At 39.2% G+C, this 22,680-nt stretch carries 19 protein-coding genes; 11 read left to right on the forward strand and 8 right to left on the reverse strand.

From position 1 onward, the window contains the following. Together PSF42_RS07745 and PSF42_RS07750 are read left to right on the forward strand one after the other, a co-directional pair. A complete protein-coding gene (locus tag PSF42_RS07745; protein WP_102139387.1) occupies positions 1-777 on the forward strand; it encodes a DeoR/GlpR family DNA-binding transcription regulator in 777 nt (258 codons plus the stop codon). 110 nt (positions 778-887) lie between these two features. Beyond that, positions 888-1,238, forward strand: a complete 351-nt coding sequence (locus PSF42_RS07750) for a DUF1937 family protein (RefSeq protein ID WP_125891568.1) — start codon at positions 888-890, stop codon at positions 1,236-1,238. A gap of 73 nt (positions 1,239-1,311) precedes the next feature. On the opposite strand, the gene PSF42_RS07755 is transcribed toward PSF42_RS07750, so the two are convergent. From PSF42_RS07755 to PSF42_RS07765, 3 genes are all read right to left on the reverse strand, one after another. Next, on the reverse strand, positions 1,312-2,103 hold the full coding sequence (locus PSF42_RS07755; protein WP_125891567.1) for an RHS repeat domain-containing protein: 792 nt from the start codon (positions 2,101-2,103) through the stop codon (positions 1,312-1,314). Positions 2,104-2,216: 113 nt separating this feature from the next. Next, positions 2,217-3,965, reverse strand: coding sequence for a YbaL family putative K(+) efflux transporter (gene ybaL, locus PSF42_RS07760; RefSeq protein WP_125891566.1), 1,749 nt, complete (start codon positions 3,963-3,965; stop codon positions 2,217-2,219). A 286-nt stretch (positions 3,966-4,251) separates the two neighbouring features. Next, positions 4,252-5,475 (reverse strand): MFS transporter, encoded by a 1,224-nt coding sequence (locus PSF42_RS07765; protein ID WP_213913904.1) that lies wholly within the window; start codon positions 5,473-5,475, stop codon positions 4,252-4,254. A gap of 258 nt (positions 5,476-5,733) precedes the next feature. Between PSF42_RS07765 and ushA the strand changes: the two genes are divergently transcribed. Continuing rightward, positions 5,734-7,404, forward strand: a complete 1,671-nt coding sequence (ushA, locus tag PSF42_RS07770; protein ID WP_272679767.1) for a bifunctional UDP-sugar hydrolase/5'-nucleotidase UshA — start codon at positions 5,734-5,736, stop codon at positions 7,402-7,404. A gap of 97 nt (positions 7,405-7,501) precedes the next feature. On the opposite strand, the gene ybaK is transcribed toward ushA, so the two are convergent. The 4 genes from ybaK to PSF42_RS07790 all read right to left on the reverse strand — a co-directional run bounded on the left by ybaK (position 7,502) and on the right by PSF42_RS07790 (position 10,474). Beyond that, positions 7,502-7,975, reverse strand: a complete 474-nt coding sequence (gene ybaK / locus PSF42_RS07775) for a Cys-tRNA(Pro)/Cys-tRNA(Cys) deacylase YbaK (RefSeq protein ID WP_125891563.1) — start codon at positions 7,973-7,975, stop codon at positions 7,502-7,504. 21 nt (positions 7,976-7,996) lie between these two features. After that, the gene (locus PSF42_RS07780) at positions 7,997-8,797 is read right to left on the reverse strand and encodes a TraB/GumN family protein (RefSeq protein ID WP_248466856.1); all 801 of its coding nucleotides are present in this window, start codon (positions 8,795-8,797) and stop codon (positions 7,997-7,999) included. 157 nt (positions 8,798-8,954) lie between these two features. After that, entirely contained in the window at positions 8,955-9,536 is a 582-nt protein-coding gene (locus tag PSF42_RS07785) for an HdeD family acid-resistance protein (RefSeq protein WP_272679768.1), read from the reverse strand. Between the two features lie 203 nt (positions 9,537-9,739). Beyond that, entirely contained in the window at positions 9,740-10,474 is a 735-nt protein-coding gene (locus PSF42_RS07790) for a FadR/GntR family transcriptional regulator (RefSeq protein ID WP_125891560.1), read from the reverse strand. A 341-nt stretch (positions 10,475-10,815) separates the two neighbouring features. Between PSF42_RS07790 and PSF42_RS07795 the strand changes: the two genes are divergently transcribed. The 8 genes from PSF42_RS07795 to PSF42_RS07830 are packed head-to-tail and all read left to right on the forward strand — an operon-like array spanning position 10,816 to position 19,630. Beyond that, a complete protein-coding gene (locus PSF42_RS07795) occupies positions 10,816-11,694 on the forward strand; it encodes a 2-dehydro-3-deoxygalactonokinase (RefSeq protein ID WP_125891559.1) in 879 nt (292 codons plus the stop codon). A 1-nt stretch (position 11,695) separates the two neighbouring features. Then, on the forward strand, positions 11,696-12,340 hold the full coding sequence (locus PSF42_RS07800) for a 2-dehydro-3-deoxy-6-phosphogalactonate aldolase (RefSeq protein ID WP_272679769.1): 645 nt from the start codon (positions 11,696-11,698) through the stop codon (positions 12,338-12,340). Continuing rightward, positions 12,340-13,200 carry an SMP-30/gluconolactonase/LRE family protein gene (locus PSF42_RS07805; protein WP_272679770.1) on the forward strand — a complete coding sequence of 287 codons (861 nt, stop codon included), beginning with the start codon at positions 12,340-12,342 and terminating at the stop codon, positions 13,198-13,200. The genes PSF42_RS07800 and PSF42_RS07805 overlap by 1 nt, the downstream gene beginning before the upstream one ends. Positions 13,201-13,218: 18 nt before the next feature. Next, the gene (gene ilvD / locus PSF42_RS07810; RefSeq protein WP_213913910.1) at positions 13,219-14,925 is read left to right on the forward strand and encodes a dihydroxy-acid dehydratase; all 1,707 of its coding nucleotides are present in this window, start codon (positions 13,219-13,221) and stop codon (positions 14,923-14,925) included. Beyond that, positions 14,925-15,842 (forward strand): dihydrodipicolinate synthase family protein, encoded by a 918-nt coding sequence (locus PSF42_RS07815; protein WP_125891555.1) that lies wholly within the window; start codon positions 14,925-14,927, stop codon positions 15,840-15,842. The genes ilvD and PSF42_RS07815 overlap by 1 nt, the downstream gene beginning before the upstream one ends. 1 nt (position 15,843) lies before the next feature. Then, a complete protein-coding gene (locus PSF42_RS07820; RefSeq protein WP_272679771.1) occupies positions 15,844-17,190 on the forward strand; it encodes an MFS transporter in 1,347 nt (448 codons plus the stop codon). A 34-nt stretch (positions 17,191-17,224) separates the two neighbouring features. Continuing rightward, positions 17,225-17,983, forward strand: a complete 759-nt coding sequence (locus PSF42_RS07825; RefSeq protein WP_125891553.1) for an SDR family NAD(P)-dependent oxidoreductase — start codon at positions 17,225-17,227, stop codon at positions 17,981-17,983. 15 nt (positions 17,984-17,998) lie between these two features. Next, positions 17,999-19,630, forward strand: coding sequence for a sodium/sugar symporter (locus PSF42_RS07830; protein ID WP_125891552.1), 1,632 nt, complete (start codon positions 17,999-18,001; stop codon positions 19,628-19,630). Between the two features lie 94 nt (positions 19,631-19,724). Here PSF42_RS07830 and copA read toward each other — a convergent pair whose 3' ends face one another. Next, positions 19,725-22,658, reverse strand: a complete 2,934-nt coding sequence (gene copA / locus PSF42_RS07835) for a copper-exporting P-type ATPase CopA (protein WP_272679772.1) — start codon at positions 22,656-22,658, stop codon at positions 19,725-19,727. Positions 22,659-22,680 lie beyond the last annotated feature (22 nt).

The following is a 22,680-nucleotide window of genomic DNA, read 5'->3' on the forward strand; positions in this document are numbered from 1 at the left end:
ATGTGTGAGGGACGTTCCTCAAAAGTACGTCATCAAACCATCATTGAGCTACTTTCTACTCAAGGGCAGGTTTACGTACAGGAGCTTGCAAAACATTTTAATGTCGCGCAAGAAACTATCCGTCGTGACCTTAGTAAACTTGAAACACAAAAGTTACTGAAAAAAGTCCATGGTGGGGCGGTCAATATCCAGTCAAAATTTGAGCGTAATTTTACGGAAAGAGCACAAGCCGCGGTTGATGAGAAAAAAGCGATTGCAGCAAAAGCGGCTGAGCTAATAAAACCCGGAGACACATTGTTTATTGATTTTGGCACAACCACCTTTGAATTTAGCCAAAGAATCAAGTTGATTGATAATTTAACCGTCATTACGAATTCGCCTTTATTGGCAAATACGTTACAAGAAAACTCAACCATCGAAACAATTTTGATTGGTGGGCAATTTAATGCAGCGCAAAACGCGTGCTTAGGTGCGATTGCGCTAAAAAATATTGCTGAATTTTTTGCTGATTACGCCGTGATTGGCGCAGGGGCGATACACGCACTGCATGGTGTGATGGACCAGCACGTCGATGAAGCTGCAATTGCGCAAAAGATGATGGAAAATAGCGATAAATTAATGGTACTAGCGGATGGCACAAAGGCCAATAAGCATGCGATTAATTTTGTGACGAGTTGGGAAAATATTGATTATTTGGTGACAACTAGCAAAGAATTTAAATTACCTGAAAATAAAAAACACCCTAAAACGAAGATTATTGTTGCGGATGTTGAATAAGTTTTAATTATTATCATTCAATTATAAACACACCCTATGAAATATATTTAATTATTTTTCATAGGGTTACTTTACCTAAAATTTGATTAACGCCAATACTAGGAATTATTATGAGCCTCTATTTTATTGCTTGCCCTTATTCAGACCCTGATAGCAATGTTGTGGAAATGCGCTTCCAAGAGTGTACCAAATTTGCGGCGGAGCTTGCGCTTAAAGGTATCGCTACTTACAGCCAAATCACGATGACCCATCCTATTAACCAATACCTTGCCTCACAAGGGCAAAAGGTTGCTTGGTCTTCTATTGATATGGAATTTCTAAAGCGCTGTGATGGTTTAATTGTGCTGACATTACCAGGCTGGGAAAAAAGTGGTGGTGTAGCAGCGGAAATTCAATTTTTTAAAGACCAAGGATTGCCAGTTTGGACAGGGGATGAGTTTAAACTACAAATGGCAGAATAACGTTTATTTATAGTTATCTTGATGATCCATGACGTTTTATCGTCATGGATTTTTTGTGGAATATTAATTAATTTTAATAGTATTGGTACTGGTATTTAAACGTCTCAATTAAAGGGGCTGGCTGGCTACTATGTGAATTGGTTACTGTTTCAGTTAAGCAATTACCATATTTATCAGTTTCTAGGCATTCAATAATGGTAGTTATCTCATCAGTATCAATTTTAATTGTCCGAGTTTCTTTCTGAAAGAAGCCATCAGAGTCATAAGTAAATTGGCGAGTATCACGCCCTGAATTTCCATGAATAGCGGCTAACCTACCTTGGTCATCATAAGAATATTGGTAAAACACCTCCATCCCTTCAGAAAACCCTTTTGTCGAATCTATTTTGCCATTGTTATACTTAGCAGTGACAGTGTAGTCTTTGCCTGCCTGATCTTGAGTTTTGACTGCTGATATTTTGCCGGATGGATCTTGTTCAAAAGTGAACTTGCTTTCCATATTCTGCACGGGTTGACCTAATGAAATCAGGTTCACCATTTGATAAGTTGGTTTTCTCTGGATTGTTCTTTTCAGTGATGAATTGAGCTCTCCATTTAAAAACCATTTTGATTCACTTTGATAGCTTTCTAGTTCACCGCAAGGTAAAAATGCCATTTTAAGTGTTTTACTGTCTAAGGATGAACCTGTATGGGCTGAGCTATAGTTTACGGTTTTAATTGTTTTGATAGGGCCATACACGATTTTTTGCGTCATCAAATGCAAATTATCATCATGCATATTCCGTTGTTCATCACTACAGTTTTCAACGGCATAAGCAGATGAAGCAAGCAAGGTTAATAGAGAAAGTAAAACTGTTTTTTTCATTCGGTAAGTTCCTAGATGATTTATGTTTACGGAATACTACCTAAGAGATGAGCAAAAAGTTTGCGTAAAAAAGCCGTAACCCAAAGGCTACGGCTTTAAAAATAGGGTGGTGTTTAGTGGCTAGGTTTTAGATATTCATCTAAGTTTTTGCCTTCAACTTTTTTATTGTCGTTATCAATAAAATCATCGATAGAACAACCGAACTCTTCCACATCATTGCACATGAGTGTTGCCATGGACTTAGCAATTTCATGTTCACCAATAATGATATGCTCAGCCCCTCGTTCTTTGATAAAACTGACTTCATCATCATAATGGGCGCGAACAATCACAGTGATATCTGGGTTCATTTCTTTTGCTGTTGCGACAATTTCCCCAGCTTCATAACCATTCGGAATGGTTAAAAGCAATGTTTTGGCGCACTCAATACGTGCAAGGCTAATGATATCTTTATTTGCGCCATTGCCTAAAATTGCGCTAAAGCCATTTTCAGCAAGTTCCTCAAACCGAGCGCGGGTATCTTCAACGACAACGACAGGAATTTCTTTTCTGCGTAGTTTGTCTGCAAGCATGCCACCGACTCGGCCGTAACCGACGATGATAGCGTGGCCGCAGATATCGACAGGAACTTGAGTTTCTTCTTCCAAAGTCTCTTCCAGCAGTTGTTCTTCGATAGTCTCGGTTTTCTCAAGGTATTTATCTAATAAGCTAAATAACACAGGATTTAGCATAATAGAGACAATTGCCCCCGCTAATACCAAGTTTTGAGCGTCTTTATCCATCACGCCAAGGGTCAAGCCCATGCCAGCTAAGATAAAGGCAAACTCACCGATTTGCGCCAAACTGACGGAAATGGTTAGCGCTGTTCGCCGTGAGTGCCCAAACATCCTGACAAGAACCAAGGCCGCTGCAGATTTACCAATAATGATAATGGCCAGAACCCCTAAAATCCCTAAAGGTTGTTCAATTAACACGACTGGGTCGAATAGCATCCCAACCGAGACAAAGAACAGAACAGCAAAGGCGTCACGTAATGGCAGAGTGTCTTGTGCAGCGCGATGGCTGAGTTCAGACTCATTTAATACCATCCCTGCGAAGAACGCACCGAGGGCAAATGAAGCATCAAAAATTGCCACAGCGGCATAGGCAATACCTAATGCAAGAGCAAGAACCGCAAGGGTAAATAGTTCACGAGAACCGGTTGATGCGGTACGCGATAAAATCCATGGGATCACTTTACGACCCACGACAATCATAATGAATATGAATAGAACTACTTTACCAATTGTCCATGCAAGGCCTAATGCGAGCTCACTGAAACTTGCGTCATCCGTGTTCATAATAGCGGCAGCGGCAGGCAGTAGAACAAGTGTTAAGACCATGGCTAAGTCTTCAACAATCAGCCAGCCGATAGCAATTTGCCCACGCTGACTTTCAATTAATTGACGTTCTTCTAAAGCACGTAGTAATACCACGGTACTGGCGGTGGATAAACATAGGCCAAATACAACACCTGTAAATATTCCCCAGCCAAATAGCATAGAGAGGCCAAGACCCAGTAAAGTGGCTACTGCGATTTGTGCAATGGCACCTGGAATAGCGATAGCTTTAACAGCAAGTAAATCTTTTAATGAAAAGTGTAGGCCAACCCCAAACATCAGTAAGATAACACCGATTTCAGCAAGTTCAGGGGCAAGCGCTGCATCAGCGACAAACCCGGGAGTAAATGGGCCTGCGAGGACACCGGCTGCAAGGTAGCCAACTAAAGGGGAAATTTTTAATCGCTGCGCGATCATACCTAACAAATATGCAAGGGCGAGACCACCAACAATGGTTGTAATTAAGGGCGTTGAATGCTCCATTTAGTCTCCTCTGGTGAATATAAAAATAGAAAGGTGGGTACATGCCGTTGACTTTTAAAATGAGACCTTCATTTTAAAATGCAATTTGCATGTTTTTATATTCTAACTTTTTTTGAGATAAATTTCCTTAAAAAAATGAAATGTTTTTAAAAAAAAGACAGCTTAAAGGTGCTAAATCGTTACAAGCGCTGTGTTTGTGGGATTTTTATCTGAAATTTGTTTGGATTATGGATGGAAAGACCCATACTTATTTTTGTGTAAGTATGGGTAAAATAAGAAAATAAATCTATTTATTGCCAATATTTGGCAGTAATACTGTGAAAATCCCAAGTAATGGTAGGAAAGCGCAATAATGATAAACTTGTTCAATACTGGTCTGGTCAGCGATATGGCCTAAAACTGCTGCGCCAACGCCCCCCATACCGAATGCGAGTCCAAAGAACAACCCTGATACCATGCCAGTTTTGCCGGGGATTAGCTCTTGTGCGTAGACTAAAATAGCCGAAAATGCAGAGGCTAAAATCAAACCAATAATGACAGTCAGTACCCCAGTCCAATAGAGGGATGCGTAGGGTAAAATTAAGGTAAATGGTGCAACACCAAGGATTGAGAACCAAATAACGTACTTACGCCCTATTTTATCACCTATTGGCCCGCCAATCATCGTGCCAGCGGCAACGGCAAATAAGAAAACAAACAAATGAATTTGCGCATTTTGCACAGAAACACCGAATTTATCGATCAAATAAAAGGTGTAATAGCTGCTAATACTGGCCAAATAAAAGTATTTGGAGAAAATTAGAACTAACAGGACAGCTAAAGAACCAACAATGACTTTGCGTGGTAAGACTTTAACATCTCCCGCACTGATCGGCTTTTTACTTGCGGCACGGTGTTGGTGTTTGTACCAACTACTGACTTGCAGCAAAATAACAATTGCAAGTAGAGCCGCCAGTGAGAACCAGCCAATATTGCCTTTTCCATAAGGTTCAATAATCAGCGCTGCAAGTAATGGCCCAAGGGAGGCCCCTAAGTTACCACCCACTTGGAAAAAGGATTGTGCAAGGCCATGTCGTCCTCCTGAAGCCATACGAGCAACGCGTGAAGATTCAGGGTGGAACACGGAAGAGCCCGTACCAACAAGTGCTGCAGCAAGTAATATGGTCGGGAAGGTTTCTGCCATTGCTAACAATATTAATCCCGTTAACGTAAAGCTCATACCTATTGGTAGAGAATATGGTTGCGGGTGTTTATCAGTATAATAGCCGATAATGGGTTGAAGTAATGATGCCGTAATCTGATAAGTGAGGGTGATCATCCCTATTTGGGCAAAACTTAATGAAAAATCAGACTGTAATAAAGGATAAATTGCTAAAATCAGTGACTGGATCATGTCATTAAGTAAATGAGAGACACTGATCGCCGTTAGGATACTAAAAACCGTTTTTCCCGTTTTGTTTAATGGCTTTGACGGGCTTGGGTTGCTAGGGTTTGTGGTTTGCTCACTCATATTATTATCAACTTTCTGTGTTACATAATTGTTATCAATATAACTGAAATACAATTTATTTAAATGAATAAATAAATCACGTGAATAATTAGTGCCGGTTAATTATTTGATGATGATCTCATTTTTATGAAACGAATTTCTTATTCTGCAATAGGTATCAAATCCTGATCATATTTTTGTGCTATAAAACAGCAGGTAGTGACAAACTATAATCTAATATGACTGAATAAAAATTCCTATATCAGCAGGGAGAAATGTATGAAACTTGCATTTAAGGCATCCGTATGCGCATTAACGGTATCGTTAGCGTTAATACCCGCGACTATGGCAAATGCGTGGGAAAAAGACAAAACATACAATATTACCATTTTACATACCAATGACCATCACGGCCATTTCTGGCACAACGACCATGGAGAATATGGTTTAGCCGCGCAAAAAACGGTGGTTGATGAAATCCGTGACGAAGTCGCTAAACAAGGGGGTAGTGTTTTATTGCTCTCTGGTGGTGATATTAATACCGGTGTACCAGAGTCTGATTTACAAGATGCAGAACCCGATTTTAAAGGAATGAACTTAGTGGGTTACGATGCGATGGCATTAGGAAACCATGAGTTTGATAACCCACTTGAAACACTGCGTCAGCAAGAAAAATGGGCAACTTTCCCGTTTTTATCAGCCAATATTTATCAAACCAGCACAGGCAAACGCCTTTTCAAACCTTACCAAATTTTTGATAAACAAGGTGTGAAAATTGCAGTAATGGGGCTGACAACCGACGATACCGTGCGTATCGGTAACCCTGCTAACTTCCCTGATGTTGAATTCCGTGTGCCTGCGGACGAAGCCAAAAAAGTGGTTGAAGAGCTCCGTGCGACAGAGAAACCAGACATTATCATCGCCGCAACGCATATGGGCCACTATGACGATGGCAATCATGGCTCCAATGCCCCAGGCGATGTCGAAATGGCGCGCAGCTTACCCGCAGGCTATTTAGATATGATAGTGGGTGGTCACTCACAAGATCCTGTTTGTATGTCTCAAGAAAAGAAAAACTACAAACAAGAAGACTATGTACCCGGTACACCATGTGCACCAGATAACCAAAATGGGACTTGGATTGTTCAAGCCCATGAATGGGGTAAATATGTTGGCCGCGCGGATTTTGAATTTAAAAACGGTAAGTTTACCCTGAAGCATTACCAGTTAATCCCAATTAACTTGAAGAAAAAAGTCACAAAAGAAGATGGAACTAGCGAGCGAGTTTACTATACGCAAGAAATTGCTCATAACCCTGATATGATGAAATTACTGACACCTTATCAAGAAAAAGGTGACAAGCAACTAAGCGTTAAAGTGGGATCTGTTGAAGGTAAACTCGAAGGCGATCGCAGCAAAGTACGTTTTGTTCAAACCAATATGGGGCACCTTCTGTTAGCCGCACAGAAAGAACGCGCAGGGGCAGACTTCGCGATTATGAGCGGTGGTGGTGTTCGTGACTCTATCGAAAGTGGCGATATCACTTATAAAGATGTTCTTAAAGTTCAGCCGTTTGCCAATGAGTTAGTTTATGTGGATTTCAAAGGCGATGAAGTGATCCCATACTTGACTGCGGTTGCAAACATGAAACCAGATGCAGGGGCGTATGGCCAGTTTTACAATGTGAACTTAACGTTGAATAAAGACGGCACGATTAGTGATGTCAAAATTGATGGTAAGCCAGTTGACCCAGAGAAAACCTATCGTATGGCAACTTTGAACTTCAATGCGATTGGTGGAGACGGTTATCCAAAAATTGACAACCACCCTAATTACGTTAATACCGGTTTTGTCGATGCAGAAGTTCTCAAAGGGTATATTGAAAAGCATTCCCCTCTGAAAGCGGCAGATTATGAACCAAAAGGTGAAATTATTTATAATAATAAATAATTAAACCATTATTACCTTGAAAGCCTCACTTTATTTCACAGTGGGGCTTTTTAGTTTAATACTACCCAATAATCCCCAATATCATCAAAGTGCAATGCTATTTCCGTATTTCCGCGAAGGTTGCATTCAGTACTTTTGCGAGATCGTTAGGCGCAAGTTCAATATCTAGCCCACGTTTTCCACCTGAAATAAACAGTGTGGCATATTGCTGAGCTTGGTCGTCAATCACCGTTGGCAGGCGCTTTTTTTGGCCCAATGGACTAATGCCACCGAGTAAATACCCAGTTGTTTTTTGCGCAACTTGCGGATCAGCCATTTCTACTTTTTTCACTTTGAATACTTTGGCGACTAATTTTAAGTCTAATTGCCCTGAAACAGGGGTAACGGCAACGGCTAACGTTTTTTGGTCGCCATTGAGTGCAACTAATAAGGTTTTAAACACTTGTTTGGCATCTAACCCAAGTTTTCGTACGGCTTCATCACCAAAGTTACTTTCATTTGGGTCGTGATCGTAGGGGTGTAATGTGAAGGAAATTTTTTGTTTCTCGAGTAATTTAACGGCTGGGGTCATTTTGAGCCTTCTATGTATAACTTAATTTCGCAAATATTCTACCAGACTGTTTTCACCAAACAGATGCAATGCACCAACGGCAACAACATAGTTACCATCAGGAAGTGACTTAAGCTGTTCGCTCCAATTCGCATTTCGTTGCTTCATCAATACTTGGTAAATGTCTTCGCTAAACGTATTGGGTAAAGTGGCGCGATTGTTGGGTTGGTAATCTAGCCACCAGCTTATCATTGTCTGTAGCGAGCGCGCGTTTGCACGCCAGTGGTTCAACGAATCTTGTAATAACGCTAACCCATTATTAGGTAAAGAAAGCAGCAATTCAACTTGAGAGGCGGTTCCTTCTAACTCAATAATCGGTTTGAGTTGTGATTGCGCATTACGGATAAGTTGGTAGTCAATACCATAATGGCCTCTGAGCCCAAGTTCTTGAGCTTGCGTCGCTTGTAGGATCAGGGCAATTTGCCATGAGGGTAAGGTATCAAAACGCTCGGGGGATTGGCGGAGCTCTAAACAATATTGTTGAAAAAGATGATATTCATCTTGGGTTAACCGCTGCTCGACAGGAAGATATTCTGCTGCATCATTAGGAAATGGGGGAGATGTCTCAGTGATATCTGCCTCAACAATTAAGGCATCTGCGAAATTGAGTTTATCGAGTAATGTGGCAGATAAAGGAAACATATTTTCTGTTCCCATATGGATACTACCCACAATGTGCAATTTGCATTTTTTTGATAGCCGAATATCAATAGCAGGGTAAGGATAAACCGGAGCGGTTTCCGTATGAAGCCAATTTTTAAAATTTTCAATCAGTTTGCCCACGATTTCGTCCCTGCGTTATTTCTCATTTTATTAGGTTAAACAATCTTGCTGCAATTTGCGAATGCTTATCATTGATTACGCATTTTTTAGCTAACTGGTTTTTTCGTGGAGGCGAAATAATGCAAAAAAATGCCCCTATTACAGGGGCATTATAAGGTTAGTTATTCTTACTAATGCTTTTAAATACACTGAGTAAAGCGAATAAGCTAAAGGAACTAAACACCATTTCGATCCCAATTAGGGTTGTCAGTAAGGTAATTGATGTAATTGGGCCATTACCGATGAGTAAATAGGCAATAAAGAAATCTAGCAGCCCAATGATGATTTGTAACCAGCCACTGGCTGAGCTAATTTTTTGGAAACCGACATAGAGCCGGATCACTCCACCCACGATAAATAATGCTGCGACTAAAATAGCCAAAGCGACCAGACTTTGTAATGGGTCTTTAATGAAAGAGTAGCCGACAATAATATAAATAAGGCCAATAATAAAACCAAACAACCGAGACCAACCAGTATAAATCACCGTGCTTAAGATGCTGACTATTGCACCAACACCTCCAATAATCAGGAGTACGCCCAGTACTGTACTGACGGCAATACCGGAGATCATCGGGTTGATGATACAAAAAAGCCCACCCGCTAACAGTAAAATGGATAAGATCATTAGAAAGGTGCGTTGTTTTTTAAACTCTTCTCCCGCAAGTTTGGCGAGTTTCTCACGATCAATATTAAGCATTTTGTACTCCAAATATTAAATAACCAACTATTTATAAGTATAGGCTTAGCTTTCACATAATAACATCTTAGTTAGTATAAATTTAATCCGCTTTAGTTGTCTTCGTGTAAGTTTGCATCATTTTTATACTTTAAATGACGTAGGGAAGTCGATGTATAGTGTAAATAGAATCTGGAAACTATCAATATTATGGCCAATTTTAGTTAGTGATCTAAAATATCTAAATATTTTTCTTGATCTAAATTTGGAAAATGACGAGTCGCAGCAGTTAAAATAATTTCTTTCATCAGTTTTTTTGCGTTATGGCTGTCTTTTAAGCGGATCGCATCAAACAATAATTTATGCATTTTAACTGACTCGGTTGTTTCTCTCGCACTTTTTTCTTGCGTATGTTTAAACGATAAAATGAGTGCTTCTTGAATAGCATTCCCAATTGAGAATAAAAAAGGGTTATGACATGCTTTGAGTAATGCGTAGTGGAAGTCAATATCACCTTGTTCAAATAAAGCCAAAGAATCTTGTTCATGGCCTTTTTGCATTAAAAACCAGGCTTTCTCTAAGTCTGCTAAATCTGCCCCTGTAGCAAAGCTGGCGGCGAGTGCAGAAGCATTAGGTTCAAACATGAGTCTTAATACAACGAGCTGTTTGAATAGTTCAGGAGAAACTCCTGCTTTGCCAACCCATTTAAGTAGGTCGAAATCAAGAAAATTCCATTCATCTCTTGGATTAATAACACTTCTTTTCTTTGGTTGAATAGAAATAAGCCCTTTACTAGAAAGTTGCTGTAGTGCATTGCGAATTGACGTTCTTGACGCAGAAAATTGTTGTGCGAGCTCATTTTCACCAGGCAGCATATTGTCTTTATAATGCCCAAGAATAATTTGCATCCCGATTTGTTGCATGATCGATTGAGCTAATGTTTGCTGAGGCTCGGCCATTAAATTAAAACCTTATTTTGATGTAATAGTGAGGACTGTAACAATCTATCATGATTGACGTCCAACTGCCTGCTGATCTTTGTTCGTGTGATTACAATAACGTAACGGATATCGATTCTACCGTCAGCTATACAGTTTATTTTTACTGTAAGGTAAATCTTATACTTACAAAAAAGTAGACGTAGATAACAAATAATAAAAACAAATTATCCCACAAATGCCAGTAAATCCAGCATTATCAATTGTTTATTATTTTCCTCCTATTTTGAGCTAGTTGACACAATAAAATCATGTGATACAAATTATATAAACTTGTATTACAAGATTGAGGGGTGGACAAAGTGTATTGGATCGCGGTTGATTGGGGTACTACAAATTTTCGTGCCTTTTTAATGGAAAAAGATGAAGTCATTGATGAGGTTATTGGAACCGAAGGGATTTTATCCGTTACTGAAAATCAATTTGATGTTGTTTTACACCGTAATATTGAGCATTGGCTGACATCGAAAGGGCACCTTCCTATTTTATTAGCTGGAATGGTTGGTTCCCAAAAAGGGTGGTATGAAGTTCCATATCAAGCAGTACCAATAACCGCAAAGGGATTAACTGAGTCACTGAAAGAAATAACCACATACTGGGGTAGTAAAGCATGGATTGTTCCAGGTATTCAAAATCTAAGCCAGTATGCATTACCAGATGTTATGCGTGGAGAAGAAACCCAATTACTAGGATTAGTAGACAGTGCGGATACTTATGCAATTTTGCCTGGCACACATAGTAAGCACAGCGTTATTTCTCATGGTGAAATTAAAACCTTTACTAGCTTTATGACGGGAGAACTCTACTCCTTATTAATAAAATCATCAATGATTGGTAAAGGATTACCAAAACAGATTGATAATGAAAAATATTTCTTAATGGGACTCGAAAAGTCAAAGAAAAATATCCCATTTACACATTTAATTTTTTCTGCCAGAACGAAACAATTAAATAAAGAAATACCTGCTGAGTATGTTGGTAGTTACTTGTCGGGGATTTTAATTGGAATCGAATTAAATAATGTTGAGTGTGAAAACAAAATATGGGTTATTACAAATGAGTCATTAGGTGAAAAATATATTGTCGCAGGAAAATACTTTGGACTAAATATGGAGTATGTGTCTGGTAATGAGTGCTTTCTAAAAGGTGCTTACAAATTAATTAATCAATTAGGTAATTAAAATGAAAAATGGAATAGAGTTTAAGGTGAATTGGAGTAATAATAAATATCCATTTATTGCTATATTGAGAGGGTTAACGGTAGAACATGCAATTCCAGTTTGTCGTGGTTTGATTAATAAGGGGATAAAATATATAGAAGTACCCTTAAATACCGATTATGCATATGAAGTTATTGAATTGTTAATTAAAGAGTTTGGTAACCAAGCAATTATTGGTGCAGGAACCGTTCTAAAAACAGAACAGGTTCAAAAAATCAAAGATATTGGTGGGGAAATTATTATATCGCCTAATTTGAATGAAGATGTTGTTCGAAAAACTAAAGATCTACAAATGATTAGTTGTCCTGGTGTTTACACAGTGACTGAAGCTTTTAATGCAATAGAATATGGTGCAGATATTTTAAAGTTTTATCCCGCAGATATGATCACTCCAAAAGTACTGAGTGCAATGTTAACTGTTCTGCCTAAAACAGGCTTATATTTTCCTGTTGGGGGGATTTCCGCGGATTCGAATCAATTAAACGCATATATAAAATCAGGGGCTAATGGATTCGGTATTGGTGGAAGCCTATATAAGCCAACGATGAGCGTTGAAGAAGTCTTGAAAAATGCAGATGAATTAATTGATGCATGGAATAATCGATAATGTCAAAAAGTATTTTTGCATTTGATACTAAAATTATAAAAAGCCCCCAAGCTGAATTGGGTGAGTCACCAATTTGGTGTTATCACACGAATTCACTACTTTGGGTTGATATTAAAAAAGGGAAATTGTTTAGGTTTTACCCTAATTTAAGTGATGCTGTAGAAGTACAGAATATTCCAACGTTAACAAGTGCTGTTTTACCTACAAATATAAAAGACCTATTTGTTTTGATTAATATCGATGGAATTTATGTCTTAAACTATAAGACAAGAGAGTTGAGTGTTTACTTTGAATTTAAATTTAATAATAAAAAAATAAGAACAAATGAATGCCAAGTCTCACCTGATGGAAATATTTTTATCAGTGTAATGGATAAAAATGCGAATAATCCTATTGGTGTGATTTATGAGTTCAATGCTGAAAGAAAGGAATTGAACTGTATTCATTCTAATTTACTAATCCCGAATACCATGCAGTGGTTTGGCGGTGGGTTTTGGTTTGCAGACTCAGGACGTAAAGTTTTTTATCGAAAAGATTTAAATACAAATGCGATTAAAGAGTATCCAGTTAATTATATTGCAGATGGTTCAGCTCTAACCAAAGAGGGTATTTTAATTAATGCTTGCTGGGGAGATAAATGTCTCGCTTTATACGACCTGAATAATTCAATGCAATTAATAGGAAGAATAATAGTTGATTCCTCTCAACCAACAAGTTGCCTATTTTCAGGAGTTGACCATTCAACTCTTTATGTAACTTCTGCTTATGACGGATTAGAAAAAATAACGATAAATGATGGAATGGTAACGTCCATTAAAACAAATTTTATTGGTCAACCTAGTAATACATTTGTACTGTAAAAATTGATGGAGAAAATAATGAGTAATTGTGGAGGGTGTTCTTCTTGTAATACACACTTTAACCCGAGTTTACAAGGAGACAGTGGGGCTTTAAAACGAGCTTTATATAAAGCAAGTGGCCACACGACAGAACAATTAAAACGCCCAGTTATTGCGGTAGTTAATAGCTACACTAATGCAACTGCGGGTCACGTTAATCTAAATGAACTTACCGAAAATGTATTAAAAGGGATCGATGAAGGAGGCGGTGTCGGTATGGTTTTCGGTACTATCGCGCCTTGTGATGGTATTGCGGAAGGTCATTTTGGTATGCGTTATGTCTTAGCATCCCGTGAAGTTATCACCGCTTCTATTGAATGTATGATGAGGGCGCATCGATTTGATGGAATGGTGCTACTCGGTTCTTGTGACAAGATAGTTCCAGCTATGCTAATGGCCGCAGCGCGTTTAGATGTCCCTGCGATCCTTGTTAATGGTGGACCAATGTATCCAGCTGAATATAAAGGAAAACATTGGGACGGAAACATAATAACGGAAGCAATTGGATGGAAAAAACAAGGGTTAATCGATGAGGCCGAATTTGAACATATAGAAAATATCGCAGAGCCTGGGCCAGGTTCATGCACAATGTATGGTACAGCGAATACGATGTGCTGTATTGCAGAAGCGATGGGGATGTCTTTATCTGGAGGTAGCACGTTGCCTGCGGTATCGAAGGAGCGTAGGTTGATTGCTATTGAGTCAGGAAAAAAGATAGTTTCTTTAGTACTGAAAGATATCACCGCACGTCAAATTATTAATAAGAAATCTATACATAATGCAATGGCTTACCTACTGGCAACAGGCGGGTCAACGAATGCCATTCTTCACTTACAAGCGATTCATTATGAAGCAGGACTAGGGCACTTGCCTTTAAAATCATTTGATGAATTGAGTTATAAAGTTCCTCTAGTATCTGCTTTATATCCCGCATCAGAGCACGACATGATTGATTATTGGGAAGCAGGTGGCGTTCCTGCCGTCGAGCATGAAATTTCATCTATTTTATTTTCAGACACAATGACTGTTGATGGTGAAGAAAAAGGTGCTTTGTTAGCCAGAAATGTGAAGACAACACGCCCAGAAGTCATAAAAACCTTGCGTGATCCTGTTCGCAAAGAGTCAGGAATTGCGGTTCTGACAGGTAATTTGTCGCCTCTAGGTTGTGTGGTTAAACCTGCCGCGGTTCCTGAAAACCTGATGTTTTTTGAAGGCAAAGCAATCACCTTTAATAGTGAGAAAGAATCTGTTGATGCAATTATGAATGGTCAAGTAAAACCTGGTAGCGTTCTTGTCCTACGTTATGAGGGGCCAAAAGGAGGGCCGGGCATGCCTGAAATGTACCTACCGATGAAATTACTCGAAGGTATGAATTTATCAGACAGTTGTGCACTCATTACAGATGGAAGATTTTCTGGCTCTAATCGAGGTTTATTTGTTGGCCATATGTCTCCTGAGGCTGTAGAAGGAGGGATTATTGGTTTAATTGAAGATGGTGACTCTATAGTTATAGATATTCCTAATCGACAAATATCACTAAAAGTATCAGATGAAATTTTAGATTCTAGAAAGCAAAATTGGACTCCAATTCGAAAAGAAGTTCCCCGTGGTTTTTTACGTTTATATCGAAAAAGTACTTCTTCAGCAGCTCTTGGCGCTATATTTATTGATGATGAGGATCTGTAATGAAATATCAAGTTAAAGACATAATTGGTGTTAATCCAATTATTGCTGCACCATTTGATAAATATGGTGAAATAGATGAACAGGGTTTTTCTAATATTATTTCTTATTTAAATTCGATTGGTGTTAATGGTGCAACGCTATTTGGTGTTGCGAGTGAATTTGCTAAATTTAATGATTATGAGCGTGATTTACTAGCAGATATTTACCTTAATCAATCAGAGGTTAATTTTTATAAGGCATTGTCAGTCACTGATCATTCAACTGAAAATGCAGTTAAAAGAGCAAAAAAATATGAACAGCTTGGTGCGGATGCATTGATGCTGCTTCCTCCCTTTTTTTTGAATCCATCTCAGGCTGCGGTTGAGAAGCATATTCAAGAGGTATTAGAATCAGTATCAATTCCTGTTATGTTGCAATATGCTCCCAATGAAACGGGGTTTCTTATTACGCCATCAAAAATGGCGCAGTGGAGTGAAATTTATCCTAATGCGGTTTTCAAAATAGAGTGTAATCCTCCGACAGAATATACCCAAGAATTCTTGAGCTATGCCCCTGATGCTGTAGTACTTAATGGCTATGCAGGCCTCTATATGCTTGACATGCTAGATATTGGTGGGAAAGGTGTTATGCCAGGCTGCTCTTTTTCGGAAATTTATGTCGAAATATATCGTCTTTGGATAAATCAAGAAAAAGATAAAGCGAGGGAGTTACATGGTCGATTATTGAAATATATTACTCAATGGATGACACATTGCGAATATATTATTCAAGTAGAAAAAACAATTCTAAATGAAAGAGGGATTTTAAAAAGCGATTATTGTCGAAAACCCAATTACCCACTGAATAATGATGATATGAAAATAATTGCTAAATTTATGAATGAATTTAACTTAACACCAATTAAAGGTGGGGGGTGATATGGCTAATTCATCACTGTTCTCTGAAAATGATAAAATAATAGAGAAAGAAAAAGATAAAGTTTATAGGAAAGTGATATTTAGGTTAATTCCTTTCCTTGTGCTATGTTATTTTTTTGCTTACCTAGATAGAGTAAATGTAGGTTTCGCAAAATTACATATGCAGGAGGATCTTAGCTTTAGTAATACAGTTTACGGGCTCGGAGCTGGTATATTTTTTATTGGCTATTTTTTATTTGAAGTACCTAGCAACTTATTAATGCAGCGATATGGTGCGAGGTTTTGGATCGCTAGAATAATGGTCAGTTGGTCAATATTATCTGCATTAACGATGTTTGTTCAAACACCGACCCAATTCTACGTTGTCCGTTTTTTATTAGGTGTTGCGGAAGCGGGATTCTTTCCAGGGATTGTTTTCTACTTGACGCTATGGTTTCCATCATGGCGTTCAGCTAAAACATTGGGGTTATTTATATTAGTAACACCTTTATCGACAATTTTAGGTAGCCCACTATCAGGTTTTATTCTAAAAATATTTGACGGTGTTGGGCCTTGGTACAATTGGCAATGGCTTTTCTTGGTTGAAGCAATACCTTCATTTTTATTGGCTTTTGTTGTTTTAAAATATTTAGATAATGATGTTAAATCAGCAAAATGGTTAACAGATGAAGAGAAATTGGTCATACAAAATGATCTAAAAAAAGATGGAGAGCAAAAGAAGAAAAATAGCGATGGAAAAATTGCTGTTAGTTTGAAAGATTTGTTAAAAAATAAATATGTTTGGCTATTATCACTGATTTTCTTTAGTTTTAATATTGGTTATTATGGAATTAATTTCTGGTTGCCATCTATCATTAAATCGTCTGGGATAACTGATGACTTATCTATTGGCTTTATAGCGGCATTACCCTATTTATTTGGTTCTGTATTTATGTTGTGGAATAGTTATCACTCAGATCTTAAAAAAGAGAGACGTTGGCATATTGCTATTCCTGCGATATTAGGTTCTATAGGGCTAGTATTTAGTTCTTTAAATGAAGGTTCAACAATAGCAATGATGTTTTGGATTTGTGTTGCGATTTCAGGAACTTTAGCTCTGATCCCTACTTATATGAGTTTACCGGGTACGATTTTCTCAGGAACTGCTGCAGCTGCTGGTATAGCGTTAGTCAACTCGGTTGGAAATCTGGCAGGTTTTTTTGGGCCGACAGTTTTAGGATGGTTAAATGATTTAACAGGTAGTTCTGGTATTGGGTTACTTATTTTAGCCGGTTTTCTTGCTTTGTGTGCACCTTTGATATTTCTCATTCCCGCTAAATTAGTTAATCCTGAAATAAAAAATAATTAATAAACATAGCAAAAGATAGAACAGGTATCTTAATATGAATAATAATTCTAGAGTCGTTGTTGTTACTGGCGTCAGTCAAGGTATTGGCTATAGTATTTGTGAAACGTATTTGAAGAATGGAGATATTGTTATTGGATGCGCTTGTGAACCTGAAAATAAAAACATTTCTCTTTTAGCAGAAAAATACATTGATAATTTTCATTATTATGAAGTTGATGTTTCTAAAAAAGACGAAATCACAAGTTTTTCAAAAATAGTAAGTGAAAAGTTTGGGGTAATTAATATTTTAGTTTCAAATGCAGGGAAAAATATATTCAAAGGTATCGATTGTGAGGAAGAAGATTGGGATCACAATTTTGACTTGAATTTAAAATCACATTGGAGAATGGCTAAAGCGTTTAAGCCATTATTAGAAAAAAGTAATGGCGTAATTATTATTATTACATCTAATCATGCATATCACACATTACCAGAATGCGCACCTTATAATATTAGCAAAGGGGCTCTTCTATCTCTCGTTCAAAGCTTAATGTTAAATTGGGGACCCACAATAAGAACGGTCGGTATTGCACCGGGTTTTATTGATACAGAAGGTAATCAAACCTATTTTGACTCTTTTGCTGATTCACATAAAGCACGCCAAGAAATTGAAAATAAGCATTGTGTTAAGCGGATAGGTAAGCCGGAAGAAGTAGGTAAGCTTTGTTTATTTCTATCGAGTAATGATGCTGGTTTTATTGCAGGGACAACAATTTTAATTGATGGCGGTCGTAGTGCCGTTATGCAAGATTAGTGTGGAGAATACACTATGAACACAGAAATAATTGGTTTAAGTACTTTAGACTATGTGATTTTTATTACTTATGCGATCGTTATTATTGGAATTGGCTTATGGGTTTCCAGAACGAAAAATGGTCAAACAAAAACAACTGAGGATTATTTCCTTGCAAGTAAAAGCTTACCTTGGTGGGCGATAGGTGCCTCAATAATTGCAGCGAATATATCCGCAGAGCAGTTTATCGGCATGTCTGGTTCTGGTTTTTCAATTGGGTTAGCGATTTCAGCATATGAATGGATTGCTGCAATAGGATTAGTGGTTGTAGCTAAATTTATATTACCAATTTTTTTAAAAGAAGGAATCTATACAATACCGGAGTTTGTTGAGAAACGTTACAATAAATCGTTAAAAACAATTCTGGCTATTTTCTGGATAGGGTTATTTGTTTTTGTAAATCTAACCTCCGTATTATATTTAGGTGCATTAGCATTAGAAACGATTCTAAATGTACCAATGATGTATGCGATTGCAGGGCTATCAATATTTGCTGTCGTCTATTCAGTTTATGGTGGGTTATCTGCTGTAGCATGGACTGACGTTGTTCAAGTTTTTGTGCTCATTCTTGGCGGTTTTTTAACTGCATTTTTAGCGATAGACTACATTGGCGGAGAACAAGGCTTTTTCTCAGGGTTAGGCCAATTAACGCAAGCGGCACCAGATCATTTCGAAATGATCCTTAGTAAAGACCACCCTCAATTTGAAAATTTACCGGGTATCGCTGTTTTACTCGGGGGATTGTGGGTCGCTAACTTATACTATTTCGGATTTAATCAATATATTATTCAAAGAGCATTAGCGGCTAAATCAACAAATGAAGCGCAAAAAGGATTAGTTTTTGCTGCCTTTATTAAATTTTTATTGCCTATCATTGTGGTTATACCGGGAATAGCAGCTTATGTTATTGTAAATGACCCTGCTTTATTGGCTGGATTAGGAGAATATGCGACATTTAATTTGCCAAGCTTTGAACAAGCGGATAAAGCTTACCCATGGTTAGCTCAATTTTTACCTGCAGGTGTTAAAGGGCTTGTATTTGCAGCTTTAACTGCAGCAATTGTCTCTTCATTAGCTTCAATGCTTAACTCTATCGCGACAATATTTACGATGGATATCTATAAAGAGTACATTGCGCCTAAAGCTAGCCAAAAAGTTTTAGTTAATGTCGGTCGCTTTTCTGCCATTATTTCATTAATTATTGCGAGTTTTATTGCACCATTATTGAAAAATCTGGGGCAAGCGTTTCAGTATATTCAAGAATATACTGGTTTAGTCAGCCCAGGGATTTTAGCGGTCTTCTTATTAGGGATATACTGGAAGAAAGCAACGTCTAAAGGCGCTATTTGGGGAGTGGTTTTATCAATTCCATTCGCCTTATTCCTTAAGTTGATGCCATTTGGTATGCCATTCTTAGATCAAATGCTATATACATTCCTGTTTACTATCGTTTGTATTTTTGTAGTGAGTTTGACTAATAATACAGGTGATGATGATCCGAAGGCGATTATACTGACAGCGAAAGAGTTTAAAACGAGTACGGCATTTAATATCTCGTCATATGCCATCTTTATTATTTTCGCTATGTTATATGCTGTTTTCTGGTAGTTTCCGATACTTTTAATATAAAGGGCCTCAGTAATTTGAGGCCCTTTAATATGTTATTTAATATAATAGGAATAAAATATCAATAAGTTAGCTCTTATTTCTCAGGTTTAAAGCGTAATAACCGGTTGGCATTGCTCACGACCGTTATTGACGATAGCGCCATTGCCGCACCTGCAACGACAGGGTTAAGTAAAGTCCCCGTAATTGGGTATAAAATCCCCGCCGCGATAGGTATGCCTAATGTATTATAAACAAAGGCACCAAACAGGTTTTGTTTCATGTTACGCAGTGTTCCTTTTGAAATAGACACCGCATCGGCAACGCCATGTAAGCTTTGGCGCATCAGGGTAATCGATGCGGTCTCAATCGCAATGTCACTACCGCCCCCCATCGCAATACCAACGTCAGCTCGAGCGAGAGCAGGTGCATCATTGATACCATCACCCACCATTGCCACTTTGTGCCCTTTGGCTTGTAAGGCTTCAATTGCCGCAGATTTGCCGTCTGGCATGACACCCGCAATCACTTCATCAATACCCGCTTCTTTGGCTATTGCATTGGCGGTTACTGGGTTGTCTCCGGTTAACATGACTAAACGGAAACCTTGTTTATGTAACCGCGCCAGTGCACTTATGCTATCTTCACGCAATGGGTCACGGATAGATAACAGTGCGGCAACTTTACCATCAACAGCCAGTAGAACAGGTGTTACGCCTTGAGTCGCTTGTTGGTGTAGCGTTTCTTCTACGTCAAGGGTATCAACATTATTTTGCGCTAACAGTTTTTGGTTACCTAACAGAATAGTTTGGCCGTTAATTATTGCGCTAATGCCTAACCCAGCTAAGGTTCTAAATTGTTCATTAGCCGGCAGTGTTAAACCTTTTGCGCGATTTAAAACAGCGCGGGCTAGTGGGTGATTAGAGCCATTTTCTAATGAAGCGGCATACTGTAAGGCGGTGTCTTGTTCGAACCCATTAAACACATGGATATCCGTAACTTGAGGCATTCCTTCAGTTAATGTACCTGTTTTATCAAACACAATGGTATCTAACTCACTGGCTTGCTGTAACGCATCCGCATCGCGTACTAACACGCCAAACTCAGCGGCTCGGCCCACGCCAGAAATGATCGACATTGGTGTTGCAAGGCCTAGCGCACAAGGACACGCAATAATTAATACCGTTGTGGTAATAACCAATGCGTAAGTTATTTGTGGCGCAGGACCAACAAAATACCAAATAGCCCCTGAAATCAAAGCAATAGCAACAACTACAGGCACGAATACCGCAGAAATACGGTCAGCAAGCTGGCCAATTTGTGGTTTACTACTTTGTGCTTGGCGAACAAGGTGGATAATTCGTGCTAAAGTCGTTTGGCTACCGACAGCAGCGGCACGGAATAGCACGGTACCATCTTGTACCACGGTTCCGGCATGGACTTGATCCCCTTTACTCTTTTGCTGTGGGATCGGCTCACCGGTTAGCATGGCTTCGTCTAACCAGACTTCGCCTTCGATAATTTCACCATCCACAGGTACACGATCACCCGTAGCTAAGCGTAAAACCATCCCTTTTTTGACTTGCTCCAGTGGCATATCCACTTCGCCTTGCTCTGTGACAACACGGGCAGTTGGCGGTGTTAGGTCTAGCAGTCGTTCAAGAGCTTTTGATGAACGTTGGCGAGCTCGCTGTTCTAGGGCATGACCAAGGTTAATAAGACCGATGATCATGGCACTGGCTTCATAATAAAGGTGGCGAGCTTGATCTGGGAATAAATCAGGCCAAATATTCACTACAATTGAATAGAGCCAAGCCGCTCCCGTTCCTAACGCAACTAAGGTATCCATGGTGGCACTGCCATTTTTTAGGCTTTGCCATGCATTGCGATAAAAGTGCCCACCTGCAAATACCATGACCGCAAGGGTTAATACACCAATGGTAAGCCAAATGGTATGGTTTTGCTCAGTCAGCACCATGTTATCGCCCATCATCCCCCATACCATCACAGGGATACCAAGGGCAAGAGCTAATGCTGATTGCCAACGGAAGCGGCGCATATTGGCTTGCGCGACTTCTTGTTGGCGCTCACGGCGTTTGGCTTCATCTTGAATGATCTCCGCGCCATAGCCTGCTTTGACAACCGCGTCGATTAAATCGTTAGGTTCAGCAGTTCCGGTGACTAAAGCACTGCGCTCTGCTAAGTTGACCCGTGCATTTTCAACACCCGGTACGCTATTTAAGGCTTTCTGAACTTTATTGACACAACTGGCACAGGTCATGCCATCAAGCAGTAACTGTACACTGTCATCCATTGGGCTAATTTCAGGTTGTTCACCTAAATCAGACTCTTGTGCCGGGATCTCACAGATTGCCGCTGAATCAGCTTCCGGCTGTTCAGTTGTGGTACTCAGCGGCTCAGTTTTTGGGTGAGATTCATCCGCAGTGGCTTGGTAGCCAGCGGCTTGAACCGCAGCAACTAAGGCGTCTGCGGAGGCCGTACCATGAACAACAGCAGTTTGGGTATCGACAGTTGCGCTTTCAACACCATCAACCGCTTCTAGCGCTTGTTGTGTTTTAGCGGCACATTTCATGCAACTTAGGCCCGAAAGGGCTAAAGTGATCGCCTTAGTTTGGGCAATTTCTGCGTTGTAGCCTGCTTGTTGAACGGCAGCGATTAACGTTTGTGCATCAGCAGTGCCATATACCTTGGCGCTAGTAGTATCGACAACAGCAGCGGCGACACCGTCAACTTCTTCGAGTGCTTTTTGTGTTTTACCTGCGCATTTCATACAATTGAGGCCAGAAAGTTGTAATTCGATATCTGGGCTCTTAGCCACCTCAGCTTCATAGCCTGCATCGACGATGGTTTTAATTATGTCATCGATATTGCTATCACTTTCCATCACAGCATAATCGATAGTGACTTTTAAGTTAGTGACATCACCGCGCCCTTCGAGCGCTTTAGTGACTGAGCCGACACAGTGCATGCAGCTTAGCCCCTGTAATTTTAAAATAATCATGTTACTCATTTTGCAGCCTCCAAACCCGTTT

The sequence above is a fragment of the Providencia sp. PROV032 genome (assembly GCF_028484875.1).
Taxonomy (GTDB): Bacteria; Pseudomonadota; Gammaproteobacteria; order Enterobacterales; family Enterobacteriaceae; genus Providencia; species Providencia rettgeri_E.